Below are 17,587 nucleotides of genomic sequence, written 5' to 3' on the forward strand. Positions count from 1 at the left end.
TGACGCTGCCTGGCCCTGCGGCCAGGCGTCGCAGGATTAGTTGTACATGACGGTAAAGGTGGAGACGGCGTTAGCCGGGCCGGCGGTGATGGTGCTGCCGGTCTGGATATAGCGTGCGCCAAATACCAGGTCGTTAGTGGTCGTGCCGGACTGCAGCGTATAGCTGGTGGAGGCGGTATACAGGCTCAGTGGATTTTCTGTTTTATCCAGCAGCTGAATACCAACACCGGTCGCGGCACCGGTACCCGGAGTGACGGCCAGCACGTTGGCATTGGTACCGTCCGCAGAACCACCAAAGGTGATCGCCGCGCTGGTGATGGTTTCCGGGCAGTCTTTCAGCTGGATATCAAAACGGGTGGTCGAGGTGGTGGAGCCTGAACCGGTAAAGGCCGTTTGCGAGACTTTGCCCAGCGAGACATCCAGCGGGCTGCTGACGCCATTCACCACCTGGCAGGCGGAGTCGATGATTTCGCCGGTGAAATTAACTTGCCCCTCGCCGCTGTTCGCAGCCCAGGCAGAAACAGAACAACACAATGCAGTGGCAATAAAGGTGCCGGAGACAATTTTACGCATAATAATTCCTGAGTGAATTCCGGTGTTAATAACATCCGTTGTGATTAATTGATGAAAAAAGCGGGGCGACTTTTATCCCGGGCTAATTTACGGAATAAATCGTTGATGGATAACTATTGACCGGGTCAATAGTGATTTCATTAACAGTTGAATTTTTATTTTTGCTTTATTTACAAGGGGATGGTGTTATCGCCGCCCGGCAGCGATAAGAGAAATGTCTGTCCGGGGGCACCTTATCAACGCTATAGTGTTAATAAGATGTCACAAGGAGAAACAACGTGGATTATCGCAAAATTATCAAAGAGGTCGGGCGGGGGAAAAACCACGCGCGCGACCTGGATCAGGAGACCGCACGGGCGCTCTATACCGCGATGCTTAACGGCGAAGTGCCGGAGCTGGAGATGGGCGGCATTCTGATTGCGCTGCGTATTAAGGGTGAAGGCGAAGCCGAAATGCGCGGCTTCTATGAGGCGATGCAGGCCCAAACCCTGCGCCTGACGCCGCCGGTGGCGAAGCCGATGCCGGTGGTGATCCCGAGCTATAACGGCGCGCGCAAGCAGGCCAACCTGACTCCGCTGCTGGCGATACTGCTGCAAAAGCTGGGTTTCCCGGTGGTGGTGCACGGCGTGAGTGAGGACCCCTCCCGCGTGCTGACCGAAACCATTTTCACCCTGCTGGGCATCGAGCCGACCCGCCACGGCGGTCAGGCCCAGGCGAAGCTCGACGGCCATCATCCGGTCTATATTCCCATCGGCACCCTGTGCCCGCCGCTGGAGAAACAGCTGGCGATGCGCTGGCGGATGGGGGTGCGTAACAGCGCCCATACCCTGGCCAAGCTGGCGACCCCCTTTGCGGAAGATGCTGCCCTGCGGCTCTCCAGCGTTTCGCACCCGGAATATGTCACCCGGGTGGCGACCTTTTTTGCCGATATCGGTGGCCGGGGGCTGTTGATGCACGGTACCGAAGGCGAGGTCTATGCCAACCCGCAGCGCTGTCCGCAGCAAACCCTGATCGATCCGACGGCGGGTACCCGGGTGGTGCTGGAGCGTGGGGAAGAGAACAGCGATGTCTCCCTGCCGCAGGCCAAAGATCCGGAAACCACCGCCCGCTGGATTGAGAGCTGCCTCGCCGGACGCGAAGCGGTACCGCACTCTCTGAAGCTGCAGATGGCCTGCTGCCTGCTGGCGACCGGTCAGGTTGAGACGGTCGACGCCGGGCTGGCGCGGGTTAATCAGAGTTTTTAGATAAAAAAAAGCCCGTCCAGCGATGGACGGGCCAAAAAAATAACAACAGGGTCAATGAGGGTTGGAGCAGCCCGCCAGCGAACTGGCGAGCGGGGCAGAGATAAGGGTCAGGTTATTTGTAAATAACCGCAGTACCGCTCAGTTTGTTATTGGTGTTAGCGGAGGTAATGGTGTAACCGGTCGCGCCAGCCTCTTCAGCTTTCGCCGCCAGGCGAGCTTCCAGACCGTCCAGCGTGGTCGCGCCTTCAGCACTCACCACACCGATTTTGTTCATGCTGTTTGCCTGGGCAGCGGTCAAAGATTCCGCAGCGAAAGCACCGAAAGAGAGGGTAGTCAGAGCAACAGCAGCAACAGCATATTTGATGGTTTTCATGGTTCGTATCTCGCAGGTTATTCTGTTAAGGGGACGTTGTTCCGTCGATGTGATAAGTATCACGCTTTTTTGCGAGAGATAAAATCGAAGAGAATTGACGAGATCGTTCGAAAAATTTGAATGACAAATAAGTTATTGAATATTAATAAATTCAGTGAATGGATTTACGTTTCTTGCCGATACGCTTTACAGACGCGCCGGTGAGGGCACGTTTTGCGAAACCTGCGGTGAAAATTCGTGCACAAAAAAGAAACCGCTTGCGTGGCGATGCTGCCGCCAGGCTAGTCATCGCAACTGGCTGTCTTTCGAACCTCTGCGATTATATCCTGCGTGCGACGCATTATGTGAATCTTTCTCCTGTTGGCAGGCGATACACAGCCGGACGCCAGGCACCGCTTTGCGCCGCGCCTCGGGGATCGGCTCCCCGCACTCCTCGCAGTTTTCCAGGCTCTCGCCCTGCGGAATTTCACCCCGCGCCCGCGCCACCGCATCTTCAATGGTACTGTTGATCTGCTCGTTAACGGCGTCATCATTCGCCCAACCGGAAGCCATACACCCCTCCTGACAGGATATTGCGCTGTACAGTAACTATGGGGTGAAAAAACGCACAATCAAGGCGCAGGGCTAGATTTCAGACCATTCACGCAGCAGGTTATGGTAGAGGTTGAGAAGGGAAAGCACTTCATCGCTTTCACCGTGACGGGTGCGCAGGGCCTGGATGTTGCGGTCCAGGTCGAACAGCATGGCGCGCTTTTTATCGTCACGGATCATCGACTGGATCCACATAAAGGAAGCCACCCGTACCCCAGCGGTTACCGGAGTCACGCAGTGCAGGCTGCTGGAGGGGTAGAGCACCAGATCCCCCGCCGGAAGCTTGACGCTGTGCTGGCCGTAAGTGTCGTTTACCACCAGCTCCCCGCCCTCGTAGCTGTCGGGCTCGCTTAAAAAGAGGGTCGCGGAGAGATCGGTCCGCATCCAGCCGCTCTGCGGGTGACTGCGCACCGCCCCGTCAACGTGAAAGCCGTAGGTCTCCTGCTGCTGATAGCGGTTAAACAGCGGGCTGGAGATCTGGCGCGGCAGGGCGGCGGCAAAAAAGAGCGCGTGCTGATTCACCGCCTGCAACACTGCCGCCTGCAGGGTGGCGTAGAGCGGGCTTTGAGTGTCGACCTGCTGGTTGTTTTTGACCTGCGCCCCCTGGTTGCCCACGGTAGCGCGGCCGTCGATCCACGGGGCCTGATCCAGCTGAGCGCGAAACTGCGCCACCTCATCGGGGTTCAGCACGCCCGGAATGTGATACATCATAAAAAGTTCTCCGAAAGGTGGGGCCGAAGCCCCACGCGGGATCAGAAGTGCATGTTCGCCGTCAGCATAAAGGTGCGCGGCTCGCCCGGATGGTAACGGTAGCCACTCTTGTTGATGGAGGCGACATAGTCTTCATCAAACAGGTTGTAGACGTTGAGCTGCATATCGAGGTTGCGGTTGACGCGATAGCCCAGTTTGGCATCTGCCACCCAGTAGCCTTCGGTGAAGGACGGGGTACCGACCGCACCGTCAGAGCCACGGTGCATGCTGCCGATATAGCGCCCACCGGCACCCACGGAGATCGCATCCGTGGCCTGGTACTGGCTCCACAGGGTGAAGGCATGTTCCGGGGTATACGGCAGGGAAGAGGTGCCATCCTGGGCCACGTCATTGCCGGTGCGCACGCTGGCACGCTGCTGGGTATAACCGCCGATCACCTGCCAGGCCGGGGTGATGTTGCCCGCGGCAGAGAGTTCATAACCTTCAATACGTTTTTTACCGTACTGCGAGTAAGTTCCGTCATCATTCTGCTCGACTTCGTTTTCGATGTCGGTGCGGAAGATCGCCGCGGTCAGCAGGAGACGTTTATCCAGCACTTCCCACTTGGTCCCCAGCTCGCTGGTCTTGGCCTTCTGCGGTTTAAAGTCGGTGCGGTTGGCGCTGCTGCCGGTGCCGCCCTGGGCCAGGGCAAAGTTATTCCCGCCCGGCGGTTGCTGGGAAATAGCGTAGTTGACGTAGACGTTGCCGTGCTCGGTCAGATGATAGAGCGCACCGGCTTTCCAGTTGACCAGGTTGCCCGAGGTGGCGGTATCCACGGTAGTGACCGGGGAACCTTTTGGCGTGCCGGCCGGGCAGGCAACCGCCCCGCGACCCGTGCCGCCGCAGATGCTGGCGCTGTCATACTCGGTATGGTAGGTGTCGAGACGAATGCCGCCGTTCAGCTCAAAATCACGGGTGATTTGCAGCGTATCGAAGGCGTACAGGCCAAAGGTGTCGGTCCGGCCGTTGGCGTTGGCCCCGCTGTTGTTCAGGCCGCCCAGGCTGACACTGCTGCTCGGGTGATAGATATTCACCGGCGGTGGAGTGATGGCATCCACGCCGTAATTGGTCTGGGTTTCGCGGGTGAACTCCACCCCGGTGCTGATATCGTGCCCGACGCTGCCGGTATAGAACTTCGTTGTCAGGTTGGTCTGGTTGGTCAGGATCTTATTGCTGACATCTTTGGTGTTGGCGTTACGCGACCAGGTCCAGGTATCCACATCGTTACGATTTGGCTGAGTGATGTTGCTGGCTCCGCCCATCACCGCAGTCATCAGATAATCCTGCTTCACCCGCGACCAGCGCGTGGTGTTACGCATGGTAGTATTGTCGTTGAAGTCATGCTCAAAGCGCATCGTGGCGGTGTCGGAGGTGGAGTCGTCGTAATCGGAATCGGTGCCGTAGAAGTTGCTGGTGTCCACCTTGCCGGAGTGGTTCAGCGCCGCGGTGCCCGCCGATGGCGCAGAGTAGCCCGGCAGCCCGATGGTCGGGATGCCGCCATCCGGGGTGTTGTGCTGGGTCACGTGCAGGTAGTTCAGATACAGACGGTTCTCCGTCCCCAGGCCAAAGGCGAGGGAAGGGGCCACGCCGTAGCGTTCGTTTTTGACGTTATCGCGCCCTTCGTCGTGGGTCTTTTCCCCCATCAGGTTCAGACGAAACGCTGAGGTATCACCCATCACCTGGTTGATGTCGATCGTCCCGCGACGCATGTACGCGCTGCCGATGCTGGCGGAGGCATCAATGCCTGAGTCCAGACGCGGCTGCTTGCTGATCATATTGATCGAACCGCTGGGGGCGCTACGTCCGTAGTCGCTGCCGGAGGGGCCTTTAATCACTTCGACCTGTTCGGTATTGAAGGTGTCGCGCGTGGTGGTGCTGATGTCGCGGATCCCGTCCACGTAGATGCTGTTTGAGGTGTCCACGCCGCGCATGTACACCGCGTCGCCGGTGGTGGAGTTGCCGTTTTCACCGGCAAAGAAGGCCCCCACGCCCGGGACGTTTTTCAGGGCGTCGGTCAGGTTGGTGGTGCCCTGATCCTTCAGCACCTGCTCGGAAATCACGGTCATGGTGCGAGTGGTATCGGCCACCGGGCGGCTGAACTTCGCGTCGGCAGACTTTTGCGGCGCATAGAGCGAAGGCTGGGCCGCTTCCACCACCAGGGTGTCGTCAGTTTTGTTCTCGTTATTATCAGCAGCAAGCGCACTCGCTACCGGGGAGAGACCGATACACAGCCCCGCAAAAAAGGTCAGCGAGCTGAAGCTATTCGGAACGTTGCGATTTTTATCCATATTGTTTAGCGACTTATAATTTTTAGAATCGAGTTTCCATTACGGTGTCAGGCAGGACTGTGCCTTTTCCTGTGCCACGTGAATATCCGTAATGAACCTACAAATGATAATAATTGTGATAAACATTATCATTTGGCGTGACTTTTTATCACTCTCGTAAACAAAATGAAATACGTAAATTTACATTCTCTGCTAAAAAACTTCACAAAGTGGATTTTGGGCAAAAAACGAACTGCACCCCAGAGGATGCAGTATGTAGTGCAGAGCGGGGAGACTATTTGTAGATGGTGGCAGTACCAAACATGGTGTTGTCGCCGCTGGCAGAGTTAACAATATAGCCTTTGGCACCTTGTTCACGCGCTTTTTCAGCCAGTTTATCCTGCAGGTCGTCGAGGTTACGTGCGCCCGAAGCCTGCACCGTTCCGGCTGGCCTGAGTTGGCCGGTGTCGCTGCTGCTGAGTGATTCAATCGACCATGCAGCAAACGACGCGCCTGCCAGTGAAGCGGCAGCGAGCATTACCAGGTATTTTTTCATAATCACTTCCTCTGATTGACAACGGGGTGATGCACACTAAGTGTAGAACGGGTCAGAGTGTGATTTAGTGCAAAAAATTGATGATGATCTGCTTATTTTTTGAACAACATTTTTTGACAATTTTATGACAAATCAACTACATACAGGTCACTGATTTTCGGTGTTTTATTCTGCGGCGCAGAGAAATATTTACCGTTGCGCCCGCAAGGGGTATCTTACGCCGCTGTTTACAGGAGAACGCCATGACACCCGAGAAGCCGGGGTTGCACCCACGCAACCGCCACCGCAGCCGTTACGATATGAATGCCTTATGCGAGAGCTGTCCGGCACTACGCGAATTTATCACCCAAACCCCGACGGGCGAGCCGACGGTGAACTTTGCCGATCCGCAGGCGGTGAAGACGCTGAACAAAGCACTGCTGATGCATTTCTACGGCGTGGCGCAGTGGGATATTCCGGAGGGCTACCTCTGTCCGCCGGTACCGGGACGTGCTGACTACATTCACCATCTTGCCGATCTGCTGGCGGAAGGGAATAACGGCGCGGTACCTGCCCAGGCGACGATCCTCGACATCGGAACCGGCTCCAACCTGATCTACCCCCTGATTGGCGTGCATGAATATGGCTGGCGCTTCACCGGCAGCGAAGTGGACCCGCAGGCATTTGCCAACGCCACCGCCATCATTAATGGCAACCCCGGTATGGCCCGCGCCATTCGTCTGCGCCGCCAGAAAGAGGCTTCCGCCATTTTTGCCGGGGTGATCCATAAAAACGAACAGTACGATGCCACCCTGTGCAACCCGCCGTTCCACGATTCGGCGGAAACCGCCCGGGCGGGCAGCGAGCGTAAGCGCCGCAACCTCGGCCAGGCGGCCGATGCCGCGCTGAACTTTGGCGGCCAGCAGCAGGAGCTGTGGTGCGAAGGGGGCGAAGTGGCCTTTATCAAGAAGATGATTGCCGAGAGCGCCCAGTTTGCCCGTCAGGTGAAGTGGTTTACTACTCTGGTCTCGCGCAGCGAAAACCTGCCGCCGCTGTATCGCGCCCTGACGGACGTCGGCGCGGTGAAGGTGGTGAAAAAAGAGATGGCCCAGGGTCAAAAGCAGAGCCGCTTTATCGCCTGGACCTTTATGGATAACGACAAACGCCGCCAGCGTTAACGGTTTTTTTACAGCGTTGGCTCCTGAGGCGAAGAGGGTGCCGGGCCCGGCGACGGCAACAGCTGATACATCTGCACCGGCATCCGCACTTCCGCCAGGTCGAAATGTTTTTTCACCATGCTGTCGAGGGCGAAACGCACCGTCCACTGCTTCAGCGGCTGGGTGGTGAAGGAGACGCGCAGCGTAAAGGCGGTGCTGGTCAGCCCGACAATCCCGGCGAACGACGGCTCGCCGATAATCAAACCGCGAATATCCTCTCTCTCCAGCAGCTCATCCACCGCCGCTTTTAATGCGGCTTGGGCTTTCTCAGCATCTTCATGCCTGTCCACATCGTAATTTGCGACTACCGAACCGATGCCGCGGACAAAGTTGGCGAAGGTGGTGATCGAAGACCACGGAATAATATGGTATGCGCCGGTATCCTGGCGCACCCCCACGGAACGAATCGACATCCGCTCTACGGTGCCGGTCAGCGGCCCGATAGTCACCAGATCCCCGGTATTCATCCCATTTTCAAACTGAATGAAGATCCCGGTAATGATGTCCTTCACCAGCGTCTGTGAGCCGAAGGAGATCGCCAGTCCCAGTGCCCCGGCACCCGCCAGCAGCGGGGCGATATTCACCCCGATCTCCGACAGCACAATCATGATGGTGATGGTGCTGATCACCACCGCCAGCGCGTTACGGAACAGGGTTAACAGCGTGCGGGCGCGAGCGCTGGGCAGCGGGCGGCCATGAATATCCGACGCCAGTCGGTTCTCGATCAGGCTTGCCAGAACCGTCCAGCCGATGGCGGAGAAGAACAGGATCAGCGCGATGCGGATCAAAATATCCACCGTCTTTTCGCCGGCGCCGTTGTGCAGCCAGTTCCAGAAGTCGAACAGCCCCCAGGCGCTAAGCAGCAGCATGATGGCGACACTGACCGTCAGGAACCGGGCCACCTTCAGCGACATGGAGATCCAGCCGTTGAGCCGCTTCTGTAGCTCCGGGTAGCTACGCTGCACGTGCGGTGACAGGGTGATAGTTTTCGCCAGCCAGCGCGACAGCAGCCCCGACACAAAGGCGGCGATCCCGACGATGGCCAGGCTGCGGAAAGTGGCACCCATCATAAACTTCAGGCTGTTTCCCGGATCGAACAGGGAGAAGAAGCACAGCACGATAAAGTAAGCGCTCGCCAGCCAGTGCCACACCAGCGCAAAGGCGCGAATAAACAGGCTGAAGAAGGCGAGAGAGCGGTCGGCAAGGTGGAGCAACCCCTCGGTAATGGCACGTTTGTTGTGAAAAATCAGGTACAGCGCCCAGACGGTGATGCACAGCATAATCAGCACGTTGGCCAGGGCGCCAATCTGGACGTTAACCTGATTGGAGATAATAGGCACCGCCACCAGCAGGCCATAGCCGATCATGCTGCTCAGAATGCTCAGCCGGAGCGACCAGTAGTGGGCGGCGCGATCACTAATCCCAAAGGGACGCAGATCCGGCACCCGCGGGCAAAATATCAATCGCAGGATCGCTTTGAAGAACTCAATCAGCGCGAAGGCGTTGAGGAACAGCGTCTGCTGGAAGGCGATGGTGGGGTTGCCGGTATTAAGATATTCGCTGAGGATCTGGCCGACAAACAGGGTCAGCGCCAGCAGCAGCAGGTCGATAATAAAGGCGCTGGCGATGGTCAGCGGCAGGTGGATCCAGCTGCTGGTTTCCCGGTTCTTTCTGCGTCCCCAGCTGCCCATTTTGCGGTACAACGGCCAGGCGCAGAGCCTCACCAGCCAGTAAAAGGCAAAGACTAACCCGGCGAGGAGCAAAAACTGCCGTGCGGCAACGACGAAGGTCTGCGGGTTAAAGGCTTTATGCGGAGAGCCAATCAGGTTGCGGTAGAGCTGGGCGAAACGGGAGGAGAGCGCATCGCCGTAATGACGGCTGATATCGGTCACGTTCTCCAGCACGGTCTTCTCTTCTTCGATCTCCGGCGGCGTGATTTTGGGCACCGGCTCCTGCGGCGGCGTGGCGGCCACGCTGCGCAGCTGGGTGATCAGCTCCTGGCGTGAGGCGTCATTTTCCAGCACGTCGGCCAGCGCGGAATAGGCGGCTTTCTTCTGCTCTACGTCCGGCTCGGCAGGCGGAGTTGTTGCTTCACTGGCAGCAGCAGCGGGAATGCCCGGCAGGCTGACCGCCTGAGCAGGCAGGCAAAACAGGCTTATCAGAAGCAGCAGGATCCAGGGCACAGCGTCCTCCGGTGACAATATTGTGCAAAGTGATAAGTATAGAAGGCGAACGGAAGCGGGGGTTTTTTGGGAAGATTCCGGGGGAATAACAGGCCGGGCAAGCGTTAGCGCCGCCCGGCGAGACATTACGAAACGTGCTGGAGGAACTCCTGCAAACGCTGGCTCGGTGGGTTCTCAATCAATGCCTGCGGATTGCCATCTTCGGCAATACGGCCTTTATCGATAAAGATCAGACGCGAAGCCACTTTCTCGGCAAAACCGATTTCGTGGGTCACGATCACCATCGTCATCCCTTCTTCCGCCAGATCCTGCATAACCTTCAGCACTTCATGGCGCAGTTCCGGGTCGAGGGCCGAGGTCGGCTCATCGAACAGCATCATTTTCGGTTTGACCGCCAGCGCACGGGCAATCGCCACGCGCTGCTGTTGGCCCCCGGAGAGCTCGGACGGGTAGTGATGCCCGCGCTCCGCCAGCCCAACTTTTGCCAGCAGCTCTTTTGCAAGCCGCTCCGCCGCCGCTTTGTTGGCACCGCGCACGCGCAGCGGGCCGAACATCACGTTCTCCAGCGCCGTCAGGTGCGGGAAGAGGTAGAACTGCTGGAACACCATCCCGGCTTCCTGACGGATCAGGCGCTCGTCCACCTTCGGGTCGTTGACCTTGAGGCCATCAACAATCAAATCGCCGCTGGTGATCTCTTCCAGCTTGTTGATGCAGCGCAGCAGGGTCGATTTACCGGAGCCGGATGGCCCGATAATCACCACCACTTCGCCGGTCTGGATCTGCAGATCGATATTGTGCAGCACCTGGGTCTGGCCAAAATGCTTGGAAACGTTTTTAAATTCAATCACAGGATTTTCATCCTTCTTTCAAGACGACGCAGCACGAAGCTCAGTGCCAGGGTAATAATCAGATAGACCACCGCAACGGCGCTCCAGATCTCCAGGGCGCGGAAGTTACCGGCAATGATCTCCTGGCCCTGACGGGTCAGTTCAGCCACACCGATAACAATAAACAGCGAGGTATCTTTAATGCTGATGATCCACTGGTTGCCCAGCGGCGGCAGCATGCGTCGCAGCGCCAGGGGCAGGATCACGTGGCGAATGGTTTCGCGACGGGAGAGACCCAGCGCCAGACCGGCCTCGCTAAAGCCCTTGTGGATCGACAGCACCGCACCGCGGGTGATCTCAGCGATATAGGCCCCGGAGTTGATCATAATGGTGACCACCGCCGCGCTGAACGGGTCAATGCGCAGATCGGTAAAGGCCATCGGCAGGGCGAAGTAGATAAACATCACCTGCACCACAATCGGCGTGCCGCGAATCACTTCGATGAAAACCAGCGCTACGTGGTTGGCTATCCAGCCGCCGTAGGTGCGGGCAAAACCGGCAACGAGGCCGATGATCAACCCGCCAACCAGACCGAGGACCGAAATCCACAGGGTCATTTTGGCGCCTTCAAGCAACAGAGGAATGGCAGGCCAGATGGCGCTCCAGTCAAACTCCATGATGTGTTCCTGTATACCGTGGTGAAAACAACAGGGGGCGAAGTTCGCCCCCAGGATAATAACTGCTCAGAACCTGATTATTATTTTGGTTCAGTTCCGAACCATTTTTTGTAAATTTCGTTGTAGGTGCCGTTGTCGCGCAGGGTTTTCAGCGCGCCGTTCACCTTAGTACGCAGGTCGTCGGAGCCTTTCGGGAAGGCGATACCGTATTCCTGTGCTTCCAGGGATTCACCTACCGCTTTGAACTTGCCGTTACCTGCGGTTTTGATGAAGTACAGGATGTTTGGCGTGTCGTGCAGCACGGCGTCAGCACGGTTGGTGCCGAGTTCCATGTAGGCGTTGTCGATGTTCGGGAACTGACGCAGGTCTTTGGTTTTGATATTGGCTTTCGCGTAATCAACAGAACCGGTGCCGCTCTTCACCGCGACCACTTTACCGTCGAGATCTTTCGCGCTTTTTACGTCGTTGTTGTCCGCTTTCACCATCACCAGCAGGCCGCTTTTGTAGTAGCCGTCAGAGAAGTCGATCGCTTTTTTACGTGCGTCAGTGATGGTGATACCGGCCAGCGCCAGGTCAACGTTTTTAGTTTGCAGTGCCGGAACGATGCCGCTGAAGTCCATTGGCTTCAGGGTGTAGTCCAGTTTCAGTTCTTTCGCGATGGCCGCCCACAGATCCACGTCAAAACCAACGTACTGATCGCCCTGTTTAAATTCAAACGGTACGAAGGCGGTGTCGGTGGCAACAATCAGTTTTTTATCAGCGGCCTGAGAAGAAACCGCAAAAGCCAGGGTAAGTGCAGCCAGTGAAACTTTTAATACAGACTTCATAGCATTTCCTTTTATATCCACGGGGCGATCCCCTGCGAGAACGAACGGCTCTATGAAAAAATCGTGCCAACTTTACAAGGGATTGTTTTTAAAAGGCCAGCACGCATTTCATTGCACAAAAGGTGTAGCAATGACGGCAGATTGCACCATAACGAAGCACTGTTTTGGTGCAGAGAAACGCCATCACTAACGGTTATGCTATTAAGCGCAAATATCGATGAGAAAACAATCTTTCGTTAACGATTGTGTGAAGTGATTATTACAAATGCTTTACGTTTGCGGCGAGAGAGGGGAAATGGCTGCACTATAAAAGTGCAAAACCCCCGCCAAGGGCGAGGGTGTGATAGCAAAATGCTATGGATTACTCGATGTTAGACTCGATGAACCACAGGAACTGATCCAGGTCGCGGGAAGCGGCGGTCAGGATGTCAGCGGTATCTTCGTCTTTCGCTTCGCCAATCGCTTTACGGACGTCGTTTGCCACGACAGCATAACGATCCGCCAGCTCTTTCAGGTGGTCCTGCACGCTGTGGATATCCAGCGGGTAGCTTTTCAGTGCTGTTTTGCTGTTGATCACCTGAGTGGTACCCAGCGCCACGCCGCCCAGCTGCACGGCACGTTCAGCCATGGTATCCAGATGGGTAGTCAGTGCAGTACGGAAGCCATCCAGCATCTCGTGTACACCAATAAAGTTTGCGCCGCGCATATTCCAGTGGGCCTGTTTGGTAATCAGCGACAGGTCAATGAACTGGATCACCTGGCGATTCAGCAACTCAATCGTCGCTTTCTTATCGCTGTCAGAGACATCGTTACGGGTATACAGCAGATTAGGTGCTTTTGTTTTTACCAGTTTAGCGGTAGGCATAATCTCATTTCCTCTTGATGTTGGCGTCCAAAGTAATTTCCGAAATCAAGTATAGCACCGGCTATAGAAGGCGCGATTGGGTACTGCCTATTGGTTTAATAGTGAAAGGCGGGTTGTGATAGTTAATTCATTGAAAATACAGTGGTATTTATATTGAGGGGTAAATTTATCTTATTTTTCACTCGCCTGGCGAAGGGATAAGGCGATATTTCAAAATAATGACACCAAATGCGAATGGGAATATTTTGCCGGGAAGCCGCTTCCCGGCGAAATAATGGCGGCTAGCGGATATCCACCTCTTCGACTTTGCTCTCCCGACGCAGGGTGAGCGTCGACCCCATCGAGGCGGCAATGATTGAGCACAGCGCCAGGGTCTGGGTAAAGGTCAGGGATTCGCCGAGGAACACCATCCCGGAGATCGCCGCCAGCGCGGGCTCCATGCTCATCAGGGTGCCGAAGATGCGCGTCGGCAGGCGCGTCAGGGCAATCATCTCCAGCGAGTAGGGGAGCGCGGTTGAGAGCACCGCCACCGCCAGGCCCACCGGCAAGATCGACCACTGCCAGATCGACTCGGTAGCCTGGGCCATCCCCAGTGGCACAAAGACGATAGCGGCAATTAGCGAGCCCAGCGCCACGGTGGCCGGGCCGTGCTCTTCCCCGGCACGCTGCCCGGTAAGGATATAGACCGCCCAGCAGGCACCCGCTCCCAGCGCCAGCGCTGCACCGGTCAGGTCAACGTGCGAGACGTCCTGCCCCAGCGGCAACAGAAACCACAGCCCCAGCACCGCCAGCACTACCCAGACGAAATCCACCGGACGACGGGAGGAGAACAGGGCCACCGCCAGCGGGCCGGTAAACTCCAGCGCCACGGCGATCCCCAGCGGCACCGTCTGAATCGACAGGTAGAAGAGATAGTTCATCGCCCCCAGCGACAGGCCGTACAACAGCAGGGGCAGGCGCTGCTCTTTCTGGAAACGCAGCCGCCAGGGTTTAAAGATCACTACCAGGATCAGGGTGCCAAGCGCAATACGCAGCGCCGTCACGCCAGGGGCACCTACTATCGGGAAGAGCGATTTTGCCAGCGAGGCACCGCTCTGAATTGAGAGCATGGCGATGAGAATGACAACTATGGGCAACCAGACCGGCGCCCTGCGAGACAACCCAGGCATCCTTTCTCCTGTCAGTTTCTGTCAAAGGAAGTAAAGAGGGGGAGTGTAAAGGAAATAACGCCGCGCGGTTGAGACTTTGTTGAAAAAAAGTCGCCGTAAATCCGTAAAATGGCCTCATAGCGCCGGGTGATTTCTGTAACAGATTAGGAATTGTCTGGATGAATGTATTGTGACTGACGCGCATTCTTAGCTCATCGCAACACAAATTCAGTGTTTTTTGAACAAGATAGCTGTGGTTGGAAATGTTTAGTTACATGAAAAGCCGCGTTAGACATCACGAAGCACAAAGAGTTTCACAAGATTTTTTGATATATTTAAAACTTACGGATTTACTTGAAGCACATTTGAGGTGGTTATGAAAAAAATTGCATGTCTTTCAGCACTGGCAGCTGTTCTGGCTGTTTCCGCAGGTTCCGCTGTAGCAGCGACCTCTACCGTGACTGGCGGTTACGCTCAGAGCGATATGCAGGGCGTGATGAATAAAACCAACGGTTTCAACCTGAAATATCGCTACGAGCAGGACAACAACCCGCTGGGTGCTATCGGTTCCTTCACCTACACTGAGAAAGACCGTTCCGAAGACGGCGCTTACAACAAAGCTCAGTACTACGGCATCACTGCTGGTCCAGCTCTGCGTCTGAACGACTGGGCAAGCATCTACGGTGTTGTGGGTGTTGGCTACGGTAAATTCCAGCAGACTGAAAACCAGGGCTTCAACCGCACTGCAACTAACAGCGACTACGGTTTCTCCTATGGCGCTGGTATGCAGTTCAACCCAATCGAAAACGTTGCGCTGGACTTCTCTTATGAGCAGAGCCGCATCCGTAACGTTGACGTTGGCACCTGGATTGCAGGCGTAGGTTACCGCTTCTAATCACTTCGGTGAGCCAGTAAAAAAAACCCGCTTCGGCGGGTTTTTTGTTTTTGTTCTTTACCTTTGGGGTGAAGAGCCACCAGTAATATTTTCGCTTCTACAGCAATGATCAAATTCTAAAAGCATACATAACTTACAGCGACTCCCTGGTCCGGCTGAAAATCGCCGAAGCGTTTCCGGAAGGCCGGGGCGAGGCGCATGGACGCGCCGAGAGGGCATAGCCTGCATGGATGCAGGCTGGTGCCCGACCCGAAAGCCTGAAGGAATAAGCTGAGGGCACCGCGAAGCGGCGATTTTCTTTGCCGGGAGCCGGGGTCGCCAGGGGGGAGGCGGCGAGCCCCCCTGGCACGTTCACCGGTTCCGCAGTAACAGAGAAGCAATAGACTGGAAGTGAACGGAACAACCACCGGTGCAGCATGTTCCCCCTCACCCCAGCCCTCTCCCTCAAGGGAGAGGGGGCCGTACGGCAGGGCAAAAAACCTACCGGCTTTTCGTCTCAAACAGATCCGTCCCCAGATGGTTGTAATCCACTTTCTGCAACTTAAAGTTGGTCACATACACCGGCGGCGCCTTGTCGTTGGTCATAAAGCGGTACTTACTGACGATCTCTTTCGCCTTAATCCCCGTCCACTGCGAGAAGAAGCTTAAAAAATCATTCGCCGAACGGCGCGCCTTGACGATGCGATGGGCTTTATCATCGCTCGACAGCACCATAAACGGTACCTGGAAGTTCTGCTGGAAGTTGTCGTCGTGGGCCAGGTACTGCACCTCTTTCCCGCGCTCTTTAAACGCCAGCCCGTGATCGGAAAAATAGACCATCGAGAAACTCTCCCCGGTGTTTTGCAGTTGGGTATAGAGCTTGCTGAGCAGGTCGTCGGTCTGGGTCATGGTGTAGAGATAGCACGAGGTCTCTTTCGACTGCACAAAATCAGTATATTTCCCCTGGGTGCGATCGCAGGCCTGCGGGTGGGAGCCCATCAGGTGCAGGACGATCAGCTGCGGCTGGGTGCGCTGGGTGCTGAAGACCTGTTCGGTCATTTTCAGCAACGCCTCATCCCGGGTGTTTTTATCCGCCTCGAAATCACCGCTTTTCAGGAACTGCACTTCGTCAGCCCGCTTAGCGATGCTGGCGATAGCCGTATCGTATTCACCGATCTGTCCCTGGTTGGAGAACCACCAGCTCTGGAAGCCGGCGCGGTTAGCCAGGGTGACAAAGTTATCCTGGTACTGCGGCTTGTTATCCACCACCCGGTTAAGCGTCAGCCCGAGCGACTTCTGCGTTGAACCACTGGCGGCAACGTAGTCGGTAAACAGCGTGCCGTTGACCTTGCTGGCGAACGGGGTGTTGTTCCAGTGTCCACCGAAAGCGCCCAGCGCGTCACGACGGGCGCTTTCACCGATCACCACCATATAGATGTGGTACTTCGGCTTCACCGCCAGCACGTTCCAGGTGTCCTTCATCTGCGACAGCGCGGCCATCCGGGCCTGCTCCTCAACCACTTCCTGGTTGTTTACCACCACATCTTTGACAAAGCGAAACACCGGATAGCCCGTATCTTTCAGCTTGAAGACGCCACCCCAGGCCAGGTTTTGCACCGGGGCGACAAAAAAGGCCACCAGGCTGAACACCAGACACAGGCCGTCGATTTTGCCCCACGCCTTTTTAGGCTGCGGCTTACGGCGCACGGCGATAACGCCGAGCGCAAAGATAAACAGGCCGACGACGTAGCTGTACCACGGGAAGATGGTGAGGATCTCCGTCGACTCCTCCATGTTGGTGGAGTGCATTGCCAGCAGGGTATTAAAGTTTGGCGCGCCGTAGGCCTGGCCAAAGGGGAAATAGGTCGCCGCCACCAGGGAGCAGATCCCGAGCAGCCCTTTTTGTACCCGTGGCGCGCTCAGCCAGAGCAGATGCAGCACACAGGTAAAGGCAACGGCATACAGCAGGCTGAAGGGGTAGCCAAAGGCAAAGTTAATCAGCAGCGACTGTAAAAAGTAGAATCCGGTCCACGGGCTTAAGGCCCGGCTGCGGGTGATGAGCGTTTCTTTCAGGGTTAAATTCATAGGTCACTATCGTGAAAACGCCATGTGCTCACCCTGGCGTCAAGGGTCAAAACCTGCCTGAGAATGCGTAGAAGGGGAGAGGAGGTCCGCATCTGCGAGCCGCAAATAGTGCAGGGCTGCAAGAAGATAGAGCCAGTGGCCGTTAAGGTCAACAGTTATAAAGGGGGTGTTTTGCGAAGGGGATTACATTTCCGCAAAAAAGGTCCGGGCATAGCGTGGAGACGAGCAGTATAGAGGGGATAAATGACACAAAAATGAAGCGGCGTACCGCGACGCCGCTTAGTTCGAAGGTTTGTTCTGCTGGGGTTTGCCGTTAATGATGTCGCAAATCATATTCAGCAGCATTAAGCGTACTTTAAAGGGAGAGTGGCTGAACACGCGTATACACCTCTTGAATTCGTTCATCGTGACCTCCTGCGGGTTGATCCCTTCGATCCGTGAAGGGTGACTGCATTACATACAGATATAGCACAGGCTATATTATATGGCTATGGCTATATCGTTAATTTTTTGTGGTTGTGTAGTGATGGTTTACAATGGCCGCTTATCTA

Annotated in this window: 17 protein-coding genes; 3 read left to right on the top strand and 14 right to left on the bottom strand. The window is 56.1% G+C overall.

Going from position 1 to position 17,587, the window contains the following annotated elements:
- Positions 1 to 36 precede the first annotated feature (36 nt).
- Entirely contained in the window at positions 37 to 573 is a 537-nt protein-coding gene (locus tag SOM40_RS06730) for a fimbrial protein (RefSeq protein ID WP_166181918.1), read from the bottom strand.
- 278 nt (positions 574 to 851) lie between these two features.
- Here SOM40_RS06730 and ybiB point away from each other — a divergent pair, with 278 nt between their 5' ends.
- A complete protein-coding gene (gene ybiB / locus SOM40_RS06735; protein WP_106992442.1) occupies positions 852 to 1,817 on the top strand; it encodes a DNA-binding protein YbiB in 966 nt (321 codons plus the stop codon).
- Between the two features lie 112 nt (positions 1,818 to 1,929).
- Here the strand turns inward: ybiB and ybiJ are convergent, their stop codons facing one another.
- The 5 genes from ybiJ to mcbA form a co-directional block, all read right to left on the bottom strand.
- Positions 1,930 to 2,190: a DUF1471 family protein YbiJ gene (gene ybiJ, locus SOM40_RS06740; RefSeq protein ID WP_106992443.1), complete on the bottom strand. Its 261-nt coding sequence runs from the start codon at positions 2,188 to 2,190 to the stop codon at positions 1,930 to 1,932.
- Positions 2,191 to 2,475: 285 nt separating this feature from the next.
- A complete protein-coding gene (locus SOM40_RS06745; RefSeq protein WP_106992444.1) occupies positions 2,476 to 2,742 on the bottom strand; it encodes a DksA/TraR family C4-type zinc finger protein in 267 nt (88 codons plus the stop codon).
- Between the two features lie 72 nt (positions 2,743 to 2,814).
- Positions 2,815 to 3,492 carry a PKHD-type hydroxylase YbiX gene (gene ybiX / locus SOM40_RS06750; RefSeq protein ID WP_106992445.1) on the bottom strand — a complete coding sequence of 226 codons (678 nt, stop codon included), beginning with the start codon at positions 3,490 to 3,492 and terminating at the stop codon, positions 2,815 to 2,817.
- 41 nt (positions 3,493 to 3,533) lie between these two features.
- Positions 3,534 to 5,819 carry a catecholate siderophore receptor Fiu gene (locus tag SOM40_RS06755; RefSeq protein WP_320530717.1) on the bottom strand — a complete coding sequence of 762 codons (2,286 nt, stop codon included), beginning with the start codon at positions 5,817 to 5,819 and terminating at the stop codon, positions 3,534 to 3,536.
- 274 nt (positions 5,820 to 6,093) lie between these two features.
- Positions 6,094 to 6,354: a DUF1471 family periplasmic protein McbA gene (gene mcbA, locus SOM40_RS06760; RefSeq protein ID WP_106992447.1), complete on the bottom strand. Its 261-nt coding sequence runs from the start codon at positions 6,352 to 6,354 to the stop codon at positions 6,094 to 6,096.
- Positions 6,355 to 6,596: 242 nt separating this feature from the next.
- Here mcbA and rlmF point away from each other — a divergent pair, with 242 nt between their 5' ends.
- On the top strand, positions 6,597 to 7,511 hold the full coding sequence (rlmF, locus tag SOM40_RS06765) for a 23S rRNA (adenine(1618)-N(6))-methyltransferase RlmF (protein ID WP_262673069.1): 915 nt from the start codon (positions 6,597 to 6,599) through the stop codon (positions 7,509 to 7,511).
- Positions 7,512 to 7,519: 8 nt separating this feature from the next.
- Here the strand turns inward: rlmF and ybiO are convergent, their stop codons facing one another.
- The 6 genes from ybiO to rhtA form a co-directional block, all read right to left on the bottom strand.
- Positions 7,520 to 9,733 (bottom strand): mechanosensitive channel protein, encoded by a 2,214-nt coding sequence (gene ybiO, locus SOM40_RS06770; RefSeq protein ID WP_320530716.1) that lies wholly within the window; start codon positions 9,731 to 9,733, stop codon positions 7,520 to 7,522.
- Positions 9,734 to 9,858: 125 nt separating this feature from the next.
- Complete coding sequence (gene glnQ, locus SOM40_RS06775; RefSeq protein ID WP_106992450.1) at positions 9,859 to 10,581, bottom strand: glutamine ABC transporter ATP-binding protein GlnQ; 723 nt, start codon at positions 10,579 to 10,581, stop codon at positions 9,859 to 9,861.
- Entirely contained in the window at positions 10,578 to 11,237 is a 660-nt protein-coding gene (gene glnP, locus SOM40_RS06780) for a glutamine ABC transporter permease GlnP (RefSeq protein WP_106992451.1), read from the bottom strand. The genes glnQ and glnP overlap by 4 nt, the downstream gene beginning before the upstream one ends.
- Before the next feature lie 80 nt (positions 11,238 to 11,317).
- Entirely contained in the window at positions 11,318 to 12,064 is a 747-nt protein-coding gene (glnH, locus tag SOM40_RS06785) for a glutamine ABC transporter substrate-binding protein GlnH (RefSeq protein ID WP_032617174.1), read from the bottom strand.
- Positions 12,065 to 12,425: 361 nt separating this feature from the next.
- Positions 12,426 to 12,929: a DNA starvation/stationary phase protection protein Dps gene (gene dps / locus SOM40_RS06790; protein ID WP_106992453.1), complete on the bottom strand. Its 504-nt coding sequence runs from the start codon at positions 12,927 to 12,929 to the stop codon at positions 12,426 to 12,428.
- A gap of 281 nt (positions 12,930 to 13,210) precedes the next feature.
- Positions 13,211 to 14,098, bottom strand: a complete 888-nt coding sequence (rhtA, locus tag SOM40_RS06795; protein WP_261642391.1) for a threonine/homoserine exporter RhtA — start codon at positions 14,096 to 14,098, stop codon at positions 13,211 to 13,213.
- 355 nt (positions 14,099 to 14,453) lie between these two features.
- Here rhtA and ompX point away from each other — a divergent pair, with 355 nt between their 5' ends.
- On the top strand, positions 14,454 to 14,972 hold the full coding sequence (gene ompX / locus SOM40_RS06800) for an outer membrane protein OmpX (RefSeq protein ID WP_106992455.1): 519 nt from the start codon (positions 14,454 to 14,456) through the stop codon (positions 14,970 to 14,972).
- 480 nt (positions 14,973 to 15,452) lie between these two features.
- On the opposite strand, the gene SOM40_RS06805 is transcribed toward ompX, so the two are convergent.
- Positions 15,453 to 17,036, bottom strand: coding sequence for a phosphoethanolamine transferase (locus SOM40_RS06805; protein ID WP_261642394.1), 1,584 nt, complete (start codon positions 17,034 to 17,036; stop codon positions 15,453 to 15,455).
- A 279-nt stretch (positions 17,037 to 17,315) separates the two neighbouring features.
- Positions 17,316 to 17,441 (bottom strand): manganase accumulation protein MntS, encoded by a 126-nt coding sequence (gene mntS, locus SOM40_RS06810; RefSeq protein WP_106992457.1) that lies wholly within the window; start codon positions 17,439 to 17,441, stop codon positions 17,316 to 17,318.
- Positions 17,442 to 17,587 lie beyond the last annotated feature (146 nt).

Origin of the sequence: Leclercia sp. CFBP8987, assembly GCF_034044995.2 — a bacterium.
GTDB classification, from domain to species: Bacteria; Pseudomonadota; Gammaproteobacteria; order Enterobacterales; family Enterobacteriaceae; genus Enterobacter; species Enterobacter tamurae.

What these genes read in the sequence shown, in the direction of transcription:
- SOM40_RS06730 (WP_166181918.1), bottom strand. Translation starts at nt 573, where the DNA reads ATGCGTAAAATTGTCTCCGGCACCTTTATTGCCACTGCATTGTGTTGT.
- ybiJ (WP_106992443.1), bottom strand. Translation starts at nt 2,190, where the DNA reads ATGAAAACCATCAAATATGCTGTTGCTGCTGTTGCTCTGACTACCCTC.
- SOM40_RS06745 (WP_106992444.1), bottom strand. Translation starts at nt 2,742, where the DNA reads ATGGCTTCCGGTTGGGCGAATGATGACGCCGTTAACGAGCAGATCAAC.
- ybiX (WP_106992445.1), bottom strand. Translation starts at nt 3,492, where the DNA reads ATGATGTATCACATTCCGGGCGTGCTGAACCCCGATGAGGTGGCGCAG.
- SOM40_RS06755 (WP_320530717.1), bottom strand. Translation starts at nt 5,819, where the DNA reads ATGGATAAAAATCGCAACGTTCCGAATAGCTTCAGCTCGCTGACCTTT.
- mcbA (WP_106992447.1), bottom strand. Translation starts at nt 6,354, where the DNA reads ATGAAAAAATACCTGGTAATGCTCGCTGCCGCTTCACTGGCAGGCGCG.
- rlmF (WP_262673069.1), top strand. Translation starts at nt 6,597, where the DNA reads ATGACACCCGAGAAGCCGGGGTTGCACCCACGCAACCGCCACCGCAGC.
- glnP (WP_106992451.1), bottom strand. Translation starts at nt 11,237, where the DNA reads ATGGAGTTTGACTGGAGCGCCATCTGGCCTGCCATTCCTCTGTTGCTT.
- glnH (WP_032617174.1), bottom strand. Translation starts at nt 12,064, where the DNA reads ATGAAGTCTGTATTAAAAGTTTCACTGGCTGCACTTACCCTGGCTTTT.
- dps (WP_106992453.1), bottom strand. Translation starts at nt 12,929, where the DNA reads ATGCCTACCGCTAAACTGGTAAAAACAAAAGCACCTAATCTGCTGTAT.
- rhtA (WP_261642391.1), bottom strand. Translation starts at nt 14,098, where the DNA reads ATGCCTGGGTTGTCTCGCAGGGCGCCGGTCTGGTTGCCCATAGTTGTC.
- ompX (WP_106992455.1), top strand. Translation starts at nt 14,454, where the DNA reads ATGAAAAAAATTGCATGTCTTTCAGCACTGGCAGCTGTTCTGGCTGTT.
- SOM40_RS06805 (WP_261642394.1), bottom strand. Translation starts at nt 17,036, where the DNA reads ATGAATTTAACCCTGAAAGAAACGCTCATCACCCGCAGCCGGGCCTTA.
- mntS (WP_106992457.1), bottom strand. Translation starts at nt 17,441, where the DNA reads ATGAACGAATTCAAGAGGTGTATACGCGTGTTCAGCCACTCTCCCTTT.